General features: G+C 68.3%; 11 protein-coding genes. 1 reads left to right on the forward strand and 10 read right to left on the reverse strand.

The window, feature by feature from the left end; all coding sequences use genetic code 11:
* Window positions 1–5 precede the first annotated feature (5 nt).
* Complete coding sequence (gene urtE, locus BC358_RS02970; protein WP_079364584.1) at window positions 6–704, forward strand: urea ABC transporter ATP-binding subunit UrtE; 699 nt, start codon at window positions 6–8, stop codon at window positions 702–704.
* 30 nt (window positions 705–734) lie between these two features.
* Here urtE and BC358_RS02975 read toward each other — a convergent pair whose 3' ends face one another.
* The 10 genes from BC358_RS02975 to uraD all read right to left on the reverse strand — a co-directional run bounded on the left by BC358_RS02975 (window position 735) and on the right by uraD (window position 13,849).
* Window positions 735–2,420, reverse strand: coding sequence for a response regulator (locus BC358_RS02975; protein WP_079364585.1), 1,686 nt, complete (start codon window positions 2,418–2,420; stop codon window positions 735–737).
* 140 nt (window positions 2,421–2,560) lie between these two features.
* A complete protein-coding gene (locus BC358_RS02980) occupies window positions 2,561–3,391 on the reverse strand; it encodes an urease accessory protein UreD (protein WP_079364586.1) in 831 nt (276 codons plus the stop codon).
* 24 nt (window positions 3,392–3,415) lie between these two features.
* Window positions 3,416–3,892 (reverse strand): nucleoside deaminase, encoded by a 477-nt coding sequence (locus BC358_RS02985; protein WP_079364587.1) that lies wholly within the window; start codon window positions 3,890–3,892, stop codon window positions 3,416–3,418.
* Window positions 3,892–4,656 carry an ABC transporter permease gene (locus tag BC358_RS02990; protein WP_079364588.1) on the reverse strand — a complete coding sequence of 255 codons (765 nt, stop codon included), beginning with the start codon at window positions 4,654–4,656 and terminating at the stop codon, window positions 3,892–3,894. The genes BC358_RS02985 and BC358_RS02990 overlap by 1 nt, the downstream gene beginning before the upstream one ends.
* A 10-nt stretch (window positions 4,657–4,666) precedes the next feature.
* Window positions 4,667–5,503 carry an ABC transporter ATP-binding protein gene (locus BC358_RS02995; protein ID WP_079364589.1) on the reverse strand — a complete coding sequence of 279 codons (837 nt, stop codon included), beginning with the start codon at window positions 5,501–5,503 and terminating at the stop codon, window positions 4,667–4,669.
* Entirely contained in the window at window positions 5,503–6,534 is a 1,032-nt protein-coding gene (locus BC358_RS03000; RefSeq protein ID WP_079364590.1) for an ABC transporter substrate-binding protein, read from the reverse strand. The genes BC358_RS02995 and BC358_RS03000 overlap by 1 nt, the downstream gene beginning before the upstream one ends.
* A gap of 255 nt (window positions 6,535–6,789) precedes the next feature.
* Window positions 6,790–8,277 carry a nucleobase:cation symporter-2 family protein gene (locus BC358_RS03005; protein ID WP_066160676.1) on the reverse strand — a complete coding sequence of 496 codons (1,488 nt, stop codon included), beginning with the start codon at window positions 8,275–8,277 and terminating at the stop codon, window positions 6,790–6,792.
* Between the two features lie 166 nt (window positions 8,278–8,443).
* On the reverse strand, window positions 8,444–10,744 hold the full coding sequence (locus BC358_RS03010) for an NADP-dependent malic enzyme (protein ID WP_079364591.1): 2,301 nt from the start codon (window positions 10,742–10,744) through the stop codon (window positions 8,444–8,446).
* Between the two features lie 67 nt (window positions 10,745–10,811).
* Window positions 10,812–12,065, reverse strand: coding sequence for an ArgE/DapE family deacylase (locus BC358_RS03015; protein WP_079364592.1), 1,254 nt, complete (start codon window positions 12,063–12,065; stop codon window positions 10,812–10,814).
* An 8-nt stretch (window positions 12,066–12,073) separates the two neighbouring features.
* Window positions 12,074–13,849: a 2-oxo-4-hydroxy-4-carboxy-5-ureidoimidazoline decarboxylase gene (gene uraD / locus BC358_RS03020; protein WP_079364593.1), complete on the reverse strand. Its 1,776-nt coding sequence runs from the start codon at window positions 13,847–13,849 to the stop codon at window positions 12,074–12,076.
* Between the last annotated feature and the right edge of the window lie 4 nt (window positions 13,850–13,853).

A 13,853-nucleotide genomic window follows, 5' to 3' on the forward strand; every position in this document is an offset into this window, starting at 1 on the left:
CCGCCATGAGCCTTCTGGAAGTCAAGGACGTCAACCAGTACTACGGTGGCAGCCACATCCTGCGCAACGTCAGCCTCACGGCCGAGCTGGGCCAGGTGACGGTGGTGCTGGGCCGCAACGGCGTGGGCAAGACCACGCTGCTCAAATCGCTCATGGGCCTGGTGCCGATCAAGAGCGGCGCCATCACCTTCGACGGCAAAGCCATCGACAAGGCCACGCCCTACGAGCGGGCGCGTGCCGGCATCGGCTTCGTGCCCCAGGGCCGCGAGATCTTCGGCCGCCTGACGGTGCAGGAGAACCTGCAGATGGGCCTGGCCTACAAATCCGGCGGCACGCCCATCCCGGCCGAGCTGTTCGAGTTGTTCCCGGTGCTCAAGCAGATGCTGGGACGGCGCGGCGGCGACCTCTCGGGCGGGCAGCAGCAACAGCTGGCGATTGCAAGGGCGCTGGCGGCTGGCCCCAAGCTGCTGGTTCTCGATGAACCTACCGAGGGCATCCAGCCGAACATCATCAAGGACATCGGCAAGGTCATCCGCATGCTGGCCGACCGCGGCAACATGGCCATCGTGCTGGTGGAGCAGTACTACGACTTCGCGGAAGAACTGGCCGACCAGTACGTGGTGATGGAGCGCGGCGAGGTGATCGCCAGTGGGCCGGGCTCTGAAATGCAGGCGAAGAACATCCGCCAGCTGGTGGCGATCTAGGCCCCCACGCTCCGCCGCTGCGCCGGATCGTCAGGCCCCCACAGCGTTCACGTTGGCCAGCAGGCCTTCGTTCTTCTGGGGCGGCTTGTAGCCCGACGACAGGGACATGCCGCCCGCCGCACGGCCGGTGTGCGCCTGTTCGCCCAGGCCGGCGTGGATGTCGGTGGTGCGGTAGCGCTCGCGCATGGCCTGCGCCTTCTTTTGCAGTTCTTCGTGGTCGGGGATGCGCGCCTCGTAGCGCTGCAGCACCAGGTGGGCCGACTCGATGATCTTGGCGTTGAGCGTCTGCTCCCCGTCGTTCAGCAGCTTGACCACCGCGGCCTGCGGATCGCCCTTGAGGCTCAGGGACATGGCCTCTTCGGTCTGCTTGAGGATGTGGGCGTGGCCGCTGCGCACGCGGTTGATGAAGTCCTGGCGGCCCGTGGCGGCGCAGACCAGCAGCTCGGTAAGCGCCCGGCTGGTGCAGAAGCGCAGTGCCATGGTGTCCACCGCGGCGTCGACTTCGTAGAGCTGGATCGAGCGCATCGCCAGCCGCGTCATCAGCGCCAGCAGGTTGCAGGCCGACTCGACATCGAACGCCGGCTGGTGGATGGTCTTGGCCATACGCCGCACGTCGTCCAGCGCCTGCGCGGTCTGGTAGTCCTGGATCGCGACCAGCGCCTCGATCACCTCCAGCAGCCGCAGCGGGCGCGGGTTGTCGGGGTACCGGTCGCGGATGCGTTCCATCTGCTCGCGGCAGCGCTGCAGGCCCTTGTGTTCGGCGTTGTCCAGGCGGGCGAACGCGAGCAGCACCAGGGCCTGGGGGTCGTAGAGCTTGGAGTCCAGGCCGAGGCGGGTGGCGCGGTCGAGCATCTCGATCCCTTCCTCGCGCTCGCCGGCGTACCAGGCCATCATGCCGTGCTTGAGCAGCCGGTTGACCGACGAGGGCGTGAGCATGGTGGAGCGCTTGAAGGTGGCGAGCGCGGCCTGGAAGTTGCCCAGCTCGAACTGGGCGCGGCCCATGATGTCGTAGGCGTCGGTGTAGCCCGGGTCGGTCTCGATCAGGCTCTCCAGCGTGGTCACGGCGCGCTGCTGGAAGCCGCCCTCGACCTGCGCACGGGCCACGCCCAGCCTGGCCCAGGGCAGAGTCTTGGCCGCGATGACGGCCTCGTAGAACATCTCGGCCTCGTGCAGGTGGCCGCCGCGCAGCATCAGTTCGGCCCCGATGCGGGCTGCGTAGAGGTAGTAGGGTTTGCGCTGCTCGAAGTGCGCCTTGCACATCTGCGCGGCCTCGTCGAACCGCTGCTCGTCGATGGCGGTGAAGATGTGCCTGAGCGCGTCCTTGCGGTCGCGCGCCTGCACGATGCGCTCCACCAGGCCCGCGGCCGTGTGGGGTTTGAGCAGGTAGGCGTCCAGGGCCGATTCGGCGGCCTCGGCCACCTTGCTGTACGAGGCTTCGGACGTCACCATCACGAACACCGTGTAGAACGGCAGCAACTGGTTGCGGCGCAGGTCGTCCAGCAGTTCCTGCCCGGTGGTGGCCTCGCGGTCGAAATACTGCTCGCAGATCACGACGTCGAAGGGCCAAGTCTCCAGTTTGGTGCGGGCGTCCGCGACGCGGGGGCACTGCACGATGGTTCCCACGCCGGCGTCCCGCAGCTGCCCGACGATGATCGACCGCGACAGCGGGTTGCCGTCGATGACGAGCGCTTTGGCGTCATGGAGCGGGGCAGACATGGTGGGCGGGGGCGGGGGCGGGGGCGGGGGCGCGGCCGGGGTGGTGATGGTCGTGGTGGATCCTGCCCCGATTCTGTGCAGGCAGGCCCAGGCCCGATCGGCCGAACAACGCCGCAAAACCCGGGCAGTTCGACGGAGGATCAGACCCGCCAGATGCGGGGGGCGTCGCCCGGCAGGCCCCAGGCCGCCGGGCGCAGCGCCGCCCATACGGCCTGCAGGCCGGCCATCAGCGGCTCCACCAGCGGCGCCACGGCCCGCACCGCCAGCACCCGGTCGTTGGGGCAGGTGGCGCCGGCCACCACCCCGGCCGGGGCTTGCTGCAGGGCTTCGCGCGCCACCTCCAGCAGGTGCTCGCGCCGCTCGCGCGCCAGCGGGCTGCCGGTGGCGAACACCAGCGTGCCCAGGCAGCGGTGGCCGCCCAGACCGAGGGGTGAGTCCAGCAGGCGCCGGTCGTGCGCGGCGATGCGCGCCTGCTCCAGCCAGCAGCCGGGAATCTCCAGCCGCTGCCGGAACTCGCCCTGCTCGTAGGGCTGGGCCGCACCGGGCAGGCCCAGCGCGGTGACGTCCCAGGCCATCAGCTCGGCGCCCTCGGCCAGGGTGGCGCTCCAGCGGTTGTCGGCCCGGCAGCCGGGGTAGGCGATGGTCTCCAGCGGCAGCCACTCCAGCCGCGCGCCCGCGTCCAGCTGCAGCCGCACCTGTTGTGTGGCGAAGGCCTCGTCGCTGGCGTAGAAGCGGGTGGCGCCCGGGGTGCTGACCAGGGCATGGGCGCCGGCGCCGACCTGCACGCCGATGTCCAGCACGTCCCCGCCGACCAGACCGCCCGGCGGGTGCACGATCACGTTGTGGCAGACCGCGTAGCCCTCGGGGTAGAGGCTCTTGAAGATGCGCAGCGGGCCGTCGTGCGAGTGCTGCAGGACGGTGCGTTCACCGTGTCGCTGGTAGTCGAGGGAAAGACGGGCGTGCCAGGGCATCGGGCGAGTGTAGGCGGCGCCCGGTCAGCGCTGGGACCAGAAACTGCGGTGGGGTTCGACCATCTCGGCCTCCAGCGCCGGGACGGGGCCGATGACCTCGATCGCTTTCTGCCCGCGCGCGATCAGCTCGCGGCAGGGCAGGGACAGCGTGGGGTTCTCGGCGTGGTTGCCGGTGAGCGCGAGCAGGGCCTCTTCGCTGGCGCCGTAGACGATGCGGCCGATGTTGGCCCAGTAGACGGTGCCGGCGCACATGGCGCAGGGCTCGAAGGTGGTCACCAGGCTGCAGTTCCAGAGGAAGCCCGCCGGGTAGTTGAGCGATGCGGTGCGCGCCAGCGTGGCCTCGGCGTGGTGCACGGTGTCGATGTTGCCCTGCTCGGCCAGCACCGTCTCGCCGTCGGGCGCCACCAGCAGCGCACCGAAGGGGTGGCGGCCCATCTGCATCGCGCGCAGGGCCACGTCGTTGGCGCGGCGCAGGTGCCGCGCGATCTGGTCGTCGGTCATCAGCCCTGGCTCCCGCGGTGCGCCCAGCCGGTGGTGTGCTTCTCGATGAAGCTGAACAGCTCGTACATCACCATGGCCATGATGCCGACCACCAGCAGGCCGCTGAACGCCAGGCCCATCTGCATCGAGCTGCCGGCCGAGATCAGCAGGTAGCCGATGCCTTCGTTGGCGGCGGTCATCTCCGACACCGTGGTGCCCACGAAGGCCAGTGTGATGGCGACCTTGAGCGAACCGTAGAAGTAGGGCATGGAGCGTGGCAGGCCCACCTTGACCAGCACGTCCCAGCGCCGGGCACCGAGCACCCGCAGCACGTCTTCCAGCTCGGGCTCCAGCGTGGCCAGGCCGGTGGCGATGTTGACCATGATGGGGAAGAAGCTGATGAGGAAGGCCGTGAGGATGGCCGGCCCCGCGCCGATGCCGAACCACACCACCAGGATGGGCACGAAGGCCGCCTTGGGCAGGGCATTGAAGGCCGTCATCAGCGGATAGACCGCCGCATAGGCGATGCGCGACGAACCGATCAGGAAGCCGAGCAGCACGCCCACCACGATGGCGATGGCGAACCCGGCCATGGTGACCCAGAAGGTGCGCCAGGCGTGGCCCAGGATCACCTCCTTGAACTCCACCGTCTGTTCCCAGATGCGCGAGGGGCTGGGGAAGATGAACTCCGAGACCTGGAAGCCGCTGCAGATCACTTCCCAGATCACGATGATCGCGACCAGCAGCAGAAAAGGCGACCAGCGCTCGACTTGCTTTTTGTTCATGCGATGGCTTTCACTGGTTGATCGTCGCGCCGGCCTTGCGCATCGCACCGATGTGCCCTCTGAGTTCATGGACGATGTCGGTGAACTCGGGCGTGTAGGTCACTTCCAGGTCGCGGGTGCGCGGAATCGGGATCTCGCGCTGCACCACGAAGCGGCCCGGGCTCTTGCTCATGCAGTACACCGTGTCGGCCAGGAACACGCTCTCGCGCAGGTCGTGCGTGACCAGGATGACGTTGAACTGCTGCGCTTCCCACAGGTCGCGCAGCGTGCACCACAGCTCCTCGCGGGTGAAGGCATCGAGCGCGCCGAAGGGCTCGTCCAGCAGCAGCATCTTGGGTTCGTGAATGAGCGCGCGGCAGATGCTGGCGCGCTGCTGCATGCCGCCCGAGAGTTCCCAGGGAAACTTCTTCTCCATGCCGCCCAGGCCCACGCTGGCCAGCAGCTTCTTCGCCCGCTCCTCGAACTCCTTGCGCCGGTCCTTGAACTGGTGCCGGAAGGGTTCGACGATCTCCAGCGGCAGCAGCACGTTGTCCAGCGTCGTGCGCCAGGGCAGCAGGCTCGGCGCCTGGAAGGCCATGCCCGAAATTTTCAGCGGGCCGTTGACGGGCTGGCCGTCGATGGTGATCTTGCCCATGCTGGGCATCTTCAGCCCGGTGGTGAGCTTCATGAAGGTGGACTTGCCACAGCCCGAAGGCCCGACGATGGCGATGAACTCGCCTCGCCGCACCTTCAGGTTGATGTCCTCGACGGCGAAGATGTTCTTCGCCAGCAGGTCGTCGTTGTAGGCCAGCCAGACCCCGTCGAAATGGACGAAGGCCTGGTCGGCCCCGGAGGGTGCAGCGGGCATCACTTCTTGGCCGGGGGCAGCACGTTGAGTTCGGCCGCCGACGGCAGCATGGAACCGTTCCACACCTGCGCCACGTCGACGCGGTTCTTGGTGCCGTAGGCGTCGGACACCTGCGAGGCCATCAGCGCCATGCGGCCGGGCACGATCTGGCCGAAGCCTTCCTTGCGCGCATCGGGACTGGCGATCACCGAGTCCACCGCCAGCTGCAGGCGGCGGGTTTCCAGGGCCACGTTGATGATGCCATCGCGTGCCTTGACGGTCCCGATGGTGGCGGCCGGGTTGGCCATGACTTCCTTGGCGCCCTTGGCGAAGGCCGCGAGGAATGCCTTGACCGCGGCCGGGTTCTCCTTGATCAGCTTGGGGCTGGCGATCACCACGTTGCCGTACAGCTTCACGCCATGGTCGGCATAGGGCAGGATGACCACGTCCTCGGTCTTCACACCGCGCGCTTCCAGGTTGAGCAGCGAGGTGAAGGAGAAGCCGGTGATGGCGTCGATGTCGCCGCGCACCAGCATGGTTTCGCGCAGCGGCGGGTCCATCGAGGTCCAGGTCACATTGCCGACGCCGTTGGCCTTCTGGAAGATCGGGAAGGCCTTGCGACCGGCGTCGAACACCGGGGCGCCGAGCTTCTTGCCATTCAGGTCGGCGGGCTTGGTGATGCCGCTCTTCTTGAGGGCCAGCACGGCGGCGGGCGTGTTGTTGTAGACCATCATCACGGCCACCGGCTTGTTGGGCGCGTCCGGGTTGTTGGCGTGGAATTCCATCAGCGCGGCCATGTCGGCAAAACCCATGTCGTAGGTGCCGGAGGCCACACGGGTGACGGTGCCGCCGGAGCCGTTGCCGGCGTCGATGGTGACGTTCAGGCCGGCGGCCTTGTAGTAGCCCTTGGCTTCCGACTGCAGGAACAGCGCGGCGGGGCCTTCGAAGCGCCAGTCGAGCTGGAACTTGATGGGCGTCTGGGCGGAGGCGCTGCCGAAAGCGGCTGCGGCGGCCAGGGCGGCGGTGAACTTGAGAAGGTGGCGTTTGTTCATGGCGAGGGTCTCCGTCGGGGTGGGGCGCTCAGGGAAGCGGAAGGGTGCTGAAAGCGGGTCAGCAATTTCGATGCCAGGCGCGGGCGCAGCCTGTGCATTGAACACAGAAGGTGTATACAGATTCTTGGGGCTCCCGCTGGAGGCGTCATCCTGACTAACCCTGTGTTGGTGCGGCGTGCACAAAAAAGGGGCCCCGTGTGGGGCCCCTGCGGAGCTTGGGGGACGTGAATCCAGCGCTGGAGCGTGGGGCCCGGTTCAGTGCGCCTCGGCCTGTTTTGCCGCGTGGATGGCGGCGGCTTCATCGGCCTTGCCGCCGTTGAAGAACAGGTTCAGCAGCACGGCGCTGATCGACGCCAGCAGGATGCCCGACTCGATCAGCGGGTGGATGGCGTGCGGCATCCACTGCGAGTACTTGGGCGCGATCAGCGGGATCATGCCCACGCCGATGGAAATCGCCACGATCAGGGCGTTGTTGCGCTGGGTCTTGAAGTCCACGCCACCCAGGATGCGGATGCCGGTGGCCGCCACCATGCCGAACATCACCAGACCCGCACCGCCCAGCACCACGGTGGGCAGCGACTCCACCAGCGCCGCCATCTTGGGCAGCAGGCCCAGCACCAGCAGGATGACGCCGGCGGCCACGCAGACGAAGCGGCTCTTGACGCCGGTGACCGCGACCAGGCCCACGTTCTGCGAGAAGCTGGTGTAGGGGAAGGTGTTGAAGATGCCGCCGATGAGGGTGCCCAGGCCGTCGGTGCGCAGACCGCGGGCCAGCGCCGGCTGGTCGATCTTGCGGTCCGTCATCTCGCCCAGGGCCAGGAACATGCCGGTGGATTCGATCATCACCACGATCATCACCAGCGTCATGGTCAGCACCATGACCGGGTCGAAGATGGGGATGCCGAAGTGGAAGGGCAGCACCACGTCCACCCACTTGGCCTGGCCGACCTTGTCGAAATGCATCATGCCCATCATCGTCGCCATGACCCCGCCGACCACGATGCCGATCAGCACCGAGATGTTGGCCAGGAAGCCTTTGGCAAACCGGGCCACCAGCAGGATGGTGGCCAGCACCACGGCCGACACCGCGATGCCCGGCAGGGCGGCGTAGCGCGGGTTGGGCTCGGTGGGTGCCAGGGTCAGGCCCTGCGGCACAGGCGGGTAGCCGGGGGTGCCGGCGGCCGCGGCGCTGCGCAGCGTGCTCAGCCACTCGCTGTGCTCCGGCGGCACCACCGACGGCGCGGTGGGGCCCACCGGGTTGCCGAAGATCCAGTTGATGCCTACGCGCATCAGGTTGATGCCGATGACGGCGATGATGGTGCCGGTGACCACCGGCGGAAAGAAGCGCAGCAGGCGGCTGACCATCGGCGCGATCACGATGGAGATGACCCCCGCGCCGATGATGGCGCCGAACAGCATGCGCGCGCCGTCGGTGCCGGGGGTGGTGTTGGCGATGGCCACCATGGGGCCGACGGCGGCGAAGGTCACGCCCATCATCACCGGCAGCTTGATGCCGAACCACTGCGTGACGCCCAGCGCCTGGATCAGCGTGGCGATGCCGCAGCAGAACAGGTCGGCCGAGATCAGCATGGCCACCTCCTGCGGGCTGAGCTTGAGGGCCCGGCCGACGATCAGCGGAACCGCGACCGCGCCCGCGTACATCACCAGCACATGTTGCAGGCCCAGCGCGGTCAGCTTGCTGCCGGGCAGTTGTTCGTCCACGGGGTGCACCGTTGTTGACATGGCATCTCCTTTTGCATGCAAAACTGTATACACATTATGTGTACCCGTATCTGGCGAAGACATCGGGGAAACCCTCGTGAGCGGCGCTGGCCGACGGGTGGCGTCCGGGCCGCGGGCACAAAAAAAGGGACGCCGGAGCGTCCCTGTGTGCTGGGCGGGTGGCCGCTCAGCCGCGCGGGCTGGCCGCTGCGGCCAGGGCCGTCATGTTGAGCACGCGGCGCACGGTGGCGGCCGGCGTCAGGATGTAGGCGGGGCGGGCCACGCCGGTCAGCACCGGGCCCACGGTCACGCCGCCGCTGGCGGTGGTCTTGAGCACGTTGTAGAGGATGTTGGCGGCGTCCACGTTGGGGCAGACCAGCAGGTTGGCCGAGCCGCTGAGCGTGGAGTCGCCCAGGTAGGCCTGGCGGATCTCGGGTTGCAGCGCGGCGTCGCCGTGCAGCTCGCCGTCGCACTCGATGCCCGGGTGCTGGGCCACGAACAGGTCGCGCGCGGCGCGCATCTTTTTCGCGGAGGCGCGCTTGCTGGAGCCGAAGCTCGAGTGCGAGAGGAAGGCCACCTTGGGCGGCAGGCCGAAGCGCTGCACCTGCTGCGCCGCCATCCAGGCGATCTCGGCCAGCTGCTCGGCCGTCGGGTCTTCGTTGACGTAGGTGTCGGCGATGAACAGTGGGCCGCTGGCCGTCATCAGCGCGTTGACCGCGGCGTAGTTGTTCACGCCGGGCGCCTTGCCCAGGATGGCGTCGATGCGCTCCAGGTGGGTGGCGTAGGTGCCGACCAGGCCGCAGATCAGCGCATCCGCATCGCCCAGCGAGAGCATCAGCGAACCGATGATGGTGTTGGAGCGGCGCACCGCGGCCTTGGCCACCTCGGGCGTGGCGCCATTGCGCTTCATCAGGCCGTGGTAGTGCTCCCAGTACTGGCGGAAACGCGGGTCGCCTTCGGGGTTGACGTTCTCCACGTCCACACCCAGACGGATGCGCAGGCCCGCCTTCTGGATGCGCGCCTCGATCACGGCCGGGCGGCCGATCAGGATCGGCGTGGCCAGGCCGTCGTCGATCGCCATCTGCGCGGCGCGCAGCGCGCGCTCGTCCTCGCCGTCGGCGTAGGCCACGCGCTTCTTGTTCGCGGGCAGGGCCTTGGCGGCGTTGAAGATCGGGCGCATCAGGATGCCGGTCTGCGTCACGAAGCGCGAGAGCGACTGGCGGTAGGCGTCCATGTCGGTGATCGGGCGGGTCGCAACGCCCGAGTCGGCGGCAGCCTGGGCCACGGCCGGCGCGATCTTGAGGATCAGGCGCGTGTCGAAGGCCTTGGGGATGAGGTAGTCGGGGCCGAACACCAGGTCCTGCCCGGCGTAGGCGGCGGCCACTTCGTCGCTGGTCTCGGCCTTGGTCAGGTCGGCGATCTGGCGCACGCAGGCCATCTTCATTTCTTCCGTGATCTTGGTCGCGCCGCAGTCCAGCGCGCCACGGAAGATGTACGGGAAGCACAGCACGTTGTTGACCTGGTTCGGGTAGTCCGAACGGCCGGTGGCGATGATGCAGTCCGGCCGCGCGGCCTTGGCCACCTCGGGGCGGATCTCGGGCTCGGGGTTGGCCAGCGCCAGGATGATGGGCTGGCGGCCCATGCTCTTGACCATGTCGGCGTCCACCACGCCGGCCGCCGAGCAGCCCAGGAACACGTCGGCGCCGTTCATGGCGTCGGCCAGGGTGCGCGCCGACGAGGTGCGGCAGTAACGCTGCTTGGACTCGTCCAGCTTGCCGGCCTTGGCGTCGTCGCGTTCGGTCTGGATCACGCCCTTGGAGTCACAGACCAGGATGTTCTCGATGTTCACGCCCAGGTTGACCATCAGGTCCAGGCAGGCGATGGCCGCCGCACCCGCGCCGCTGACAGCGACCTTGACAGCGCCGATGTCCTTCTTGACCAGTTCCAGGCCGTTGATCAGCGCCGCGCTGGAGATGATGGCCGTGCCGTGCTGGTCGTCGTGGAAGACCGGGATCTTCATGCGGTCGCGCAGCTTGCGCTCGATGTAGAAGCACTCGGGCGCCTTGATGTCTTCCAGGTTCACACCCCCCAGCGTGGGCTCCAGCGCCGCGATGATGTCGACCAGCTTGTCCGGGTCGCGCTCGGCCAGCTCGATGTCGAACACGTCGATGCCGGCGAACTTCTTGAACAGGCAGCCCTTGCCCTCCATCACCGGTTTGGAGGCCAGCGGGCCGATGTCGCCCAGGCCCAGCACGGCGGTGCCGTTGGTGATCACGCCCACCAGGTTGCCGCGGCTGGTGTACTCCGAGGCCAGGGCCGGCTCGGCCTCGATGGCCAGGCAGGGAAAGGCCACGCCCGGCGAATAGGCCAGCGAAAGGTCGCGCTGGTTGGACAGCGGTTTGGTCGGGACGACGGCGATCTTGCCCTTGTTGGGCGAGCGGTGGTATTCGAGCGCGGCGTCGCGCAGGGCTTGTTCGGCGGGGGTCATGAGGTCTCCAGAGTGCGAACCGCCCGGCGGGGCGGGCGGTCATTGTGTCACGGGGTGGGGGGCGCGTTCATGCGGACTTCAACAGGTCCAGCAAGGTGCGGGCGACCACCTTGGTGGCGCGGCGCAGGTCTTCCAGCACCAGGTTCTCGTCGGCGCGCTTGGCGTTCGACTCGCGCACTGTGCGGGGGCCGGCGCCGTAGATCACGCCCGGAATGCCGTGTTCGCCGTAGATGCGCACGTCGGTATAGAGCGGCGTGCCGACGGCGGGGATGGGTTCGCCGAACAGCTCGCTGCCGTGTTTCTGGAGGGCCTCGACCAGAGGTTTGTTGCCCGGCAGGGGCTTGAGCGCGCGCGCCAGCAGGATGCGCTTGACATCCACGCTGATGGCGCGCCCGCCGCGCGGGGGCTGGTAGCGGGCGGCGGCCTCGGCGATGGTGCGGCGCAGCGCAGCCTCGACCTCGGCCGGGTCTTCCTCGGGAATCATGCGGCGGTCCAGCTTGATCACCACCTTGCCGGGGATCACGTTGGTGTTGGTGCCGCCCTGGATCAGGCCGACGTTGAGGTAGGGGTGGGTGATGCCTTCAACGCCCGAGCGCACCTTCAGGTAGTCGGCGTTCAGGGCGTACAGCGCGTTCAGGATGTGCACCGCGCCCTGCAGTGCGTCGGTGCCGCTGTCGGGGATGGCCGCGTGCGCCATGTCGCCGTGCACCGTCACTTCCAGTTGCAGGCAGCCGTTGTGCGCGACCACCACCTGGTAGCTGAAGCCGGCGGCGATCATCAGGTCGGGCTTGGTCAGGCCCTTCTCCAGCAGCCAGCCCGGGCCGACCTCGCCGCCGTATTCCTCGTCGTAGGTCACGTGCAGTTCCACGCCACCCTTCAGGGGCGCACCCAGCGCTTCCAGCGCACGGATCGCGAAGGTGAAGTTGGCGATGTCGCACTTGCTCACCGCGGCGGCGCGGCCGTAGATCTTGCCGTCCGCGATCTCGCCGCCATAGGGGTCGTGCGTCCAGCCCTCACCGGGCGGCACCACGTCGCCGTGGGCGTTGAGCGCGATGGTCTGACCGCCGTCGCCGAAGCGGCGGCGCACGATCAGGTTGGTGATGGTTTCCAGCCCGGCGGCCTTGACCTCGGCCTCGGGCACGGCGTGCTTCTCGGCGGTCAGGCCCATCGCGGCGAGCAGTTCGGCGGTGCGCTCGGCGTGCGGCGCGTTGTTGCCCGGGGGCGTGTCGGTGGGCACGCGGATGAGTTCCTGCAGGAACTTCACCTCCTCGTAGAAGTGGGCGTCGATCCAGGCGTCGAGTTGCTGTTGGGCGGTGGTCATGGCGGCTTTCAGTGGGATTCGGTGGTCAGTTGGTGCAGCACGTGGTCGAAGGCCTTGACGGCCAGGTCCATGTCGTCGGCGGTGCTGGATTCGAGCGGGTTGTGGCTGATGCCGCTGTTTTCGCCGCGCACGAACAGCATGGCCTGCGGCATCACCTCGTGCAGCTTCATGGCGTCGTGACCCGCGCCGCTGGGCATGCGGTGCAGCGGCACGCCCAGCGCGGTGGCGGCGGCCTCCCAGCGCGCCTGCCATGCGGGGGCGCTGGGCGCTGCGGCGGCGCGCATGGTTTCTTCCAGCGAGTGGCGCAGGCCGCGGCGTGTGCAGATCTCGCCCAGCTTCGCCAGCACGTCCTGCGCCAGCGCATCGCGTTGCGCATTGGTCGGTGCACGCATGTCCAGGCTGAACCGGCAGGCGCCGGGCACCACGTTGATGGAACCATTCGGCACCTGCAGCATGCCCACGGTGGCGACCGAGTCACCATCCTGCGCGGCGCGCTGCTCGGCGTAGAGGATCAGTTCGGCCACCGCAGCGGCGGCGTCGCGGCGGCGGTCCATGGGCGTGGTGCCGGCGTGGCTGGCCATGCCCAGAACCTCGCCGAGATAGCGCACGCTGCCGTTGATGCTGGTCACGATGCCCAGCGGCAGGTTCAGCTCGTTGAGGACCGGCCCCTGCTCGATGTGCACCTCGATGAAGCCCAGGTACTGCGCCGGGTCACGCTGCAGCCTAGGGATGTCGTCGATGCACAGGCCGGCGTGCTGCATGGCCTCGCGCATGGTGATGCCATCGGCGTCCTTCTGGTCCAGCCAGGCGGGGTCGAAGTGGCCGGTGAGCGCGCCCGAGCCGAGGAAGGTGGCCTTGTAGCGCTGGCCTTCTTCTTCCGCGAAGCCCACGACCTCGATGCCGAAGGGCAGGCGCTGGCCGGCCGCGTGCAGCTTCTGCACGCAGGCCATGGGCACGAAGATCCCCAGGCGCCCGTCGTACTTGCCGCCGTTGCGCACGGTGTCGTAGTGGGAACCCGTCAGCAGGTATTTCGCACCGGGCGCCGCCGGGTGGTAACGCCCGACCACGTTGCCCACGGCGTCGATCTCGATCTCGTCGAAACCGCAGTCCTTCATCCAGTGGCTGATGCGCTGGGCGCAGGCGCGGTGCGCGTCGGTGAGATAGGTGACGGTCAGCTGGCCCTTCTCGGCGTAGCCCGGGTCGCTGTGCTGGGCCAGCTTCTCCTGCCAGTCCCACACCAACTGACCGTCCACCGGCTCGAAGCCGAACTTGTCGTTCAGCCGGATCTCGGCGATGCGGTGGATGTTGCGCAGGCACTCCTGCCGTTCGAAGTCCGGGTGGCCGTGCACGCGGCGCTCGAAGGCCTCGATGATCTGTGCCTTGGTGAGGCCGGTGCCCCGCGGGCCGCGCACCGCCAGGATGAAGGGGAAACCGAAGCGCGCGTTGTAGTCGGCGTTGAGCTGCTGGATGTGCGCGAACTCTTCCGGCGTGCAGTTCGTCAGGCCGGCCTTGGTCTGTTCGTTGGTCGACTCGGCCGTGAGCGTCTTGCTCACCATGGCCTTGCCGGCCAGTTCCGGGTGGGCGCGGATCAGGGCCAGCTGCGGTTCGACACCGGCCTCGTCGAGCACGCGCGTCATCGCGTGCTTGAGCTGCGCCAGCGAAGCGAAGGGTCGTTGCGCCAGGGCGCGCTCGGCGATCCAGGGGGAGTGCTCGTACAGGCCGTCGAGCATCTGCCGCGCCTCGGGCAGGGGCGCGGCGTTGAGTTGGTCCAGGGTCAGGGGCATGGGG

This window comes from Hydrogenophaga sp. H7 (assembly GCF_002025745.1).
Lineage (GTDB): Bacteria > Pseudomonadota > Gammaproteobacteria > Burkholderiales > Burkholderiaceae_C > Hydrogenophaga > Hydrogenophaga pseudoflava.

Coding starts and splice junctions, on each gene's coding strand:
- BC358_RS02985 (WP_079364587.1), bottom strand. CDS start 3,892: ATGACCGACGACCAGATCGCGCGGCACCTGCGCCGCGCCAACGACGTG.
- BC358_RS03005 (WP_066160676.1), bottom strand. CDS start 8,277: ATGTCAACAACGGTGCACCCCGTGGACGAACAACTGCCCGGCAGCAAG.
- BC358_RS03010 (WP_079364591.1), bottom strand. CDS start 10,744: ATGACCCCCGCCGAACAAGCCCTGCGCGACGCCGCGCTCGAATACCAC.
- uraD (WP_079364593.1), bottom strand. CDS start 13,849: ATGCCCCTGACCCTGGACCAACTCAACGCCGCGCCCCTGCCCGAGGCG.
- BC358_RS02975 (WP_079364585.1), bottom strand. CDS start 2,420: ATGTCTGCCCCGCTCCATGACGCCAAAGCGCTCGTCATCGACGGCAAC.
- BC358_RS02990 (WP_079364588.1), bottom strand. CDS start 4,656: ATGAACAAAAAGCAAGTCGAGCGCTGGTCGCCTTTTCTGCTGCTGGTC.
- BC358_RS02980 (WP_079364586.1), bottom strand. CDS start 3,391: ATGCCCTGGCACGCCCGTCTTTCCCTCGACTACCAGCGACACGGTGAA.
- urtE (WP_079364584.1), top strand. CDS start 6: ATGAGCCTTCTGGAAGTCAAGGACGTCAACCAGTACTACGGTGGCAGC.
- BC358_RS02995 (WP_079364589.1), bottom strand. CDS start 5,503: ATGCCCGCTGCACCCTCCGGGGCCGACCAGGCCTTCGTCCATTTCGAC.
- BC358_RS03000 (WP_079364590.1), bottom strand. CDS start 6,534: ATGAACAAACGCCACCTTCTCAAGTTCACCGCCGCCCTGGCCGCCGCA.
- BC358_RS03015 (WP_079364592.1), bottom strand. CDS start 12,065: ATGACCACCGCCCAACAGCAACTCGACGCCTGGATCGACGCCCACTTC.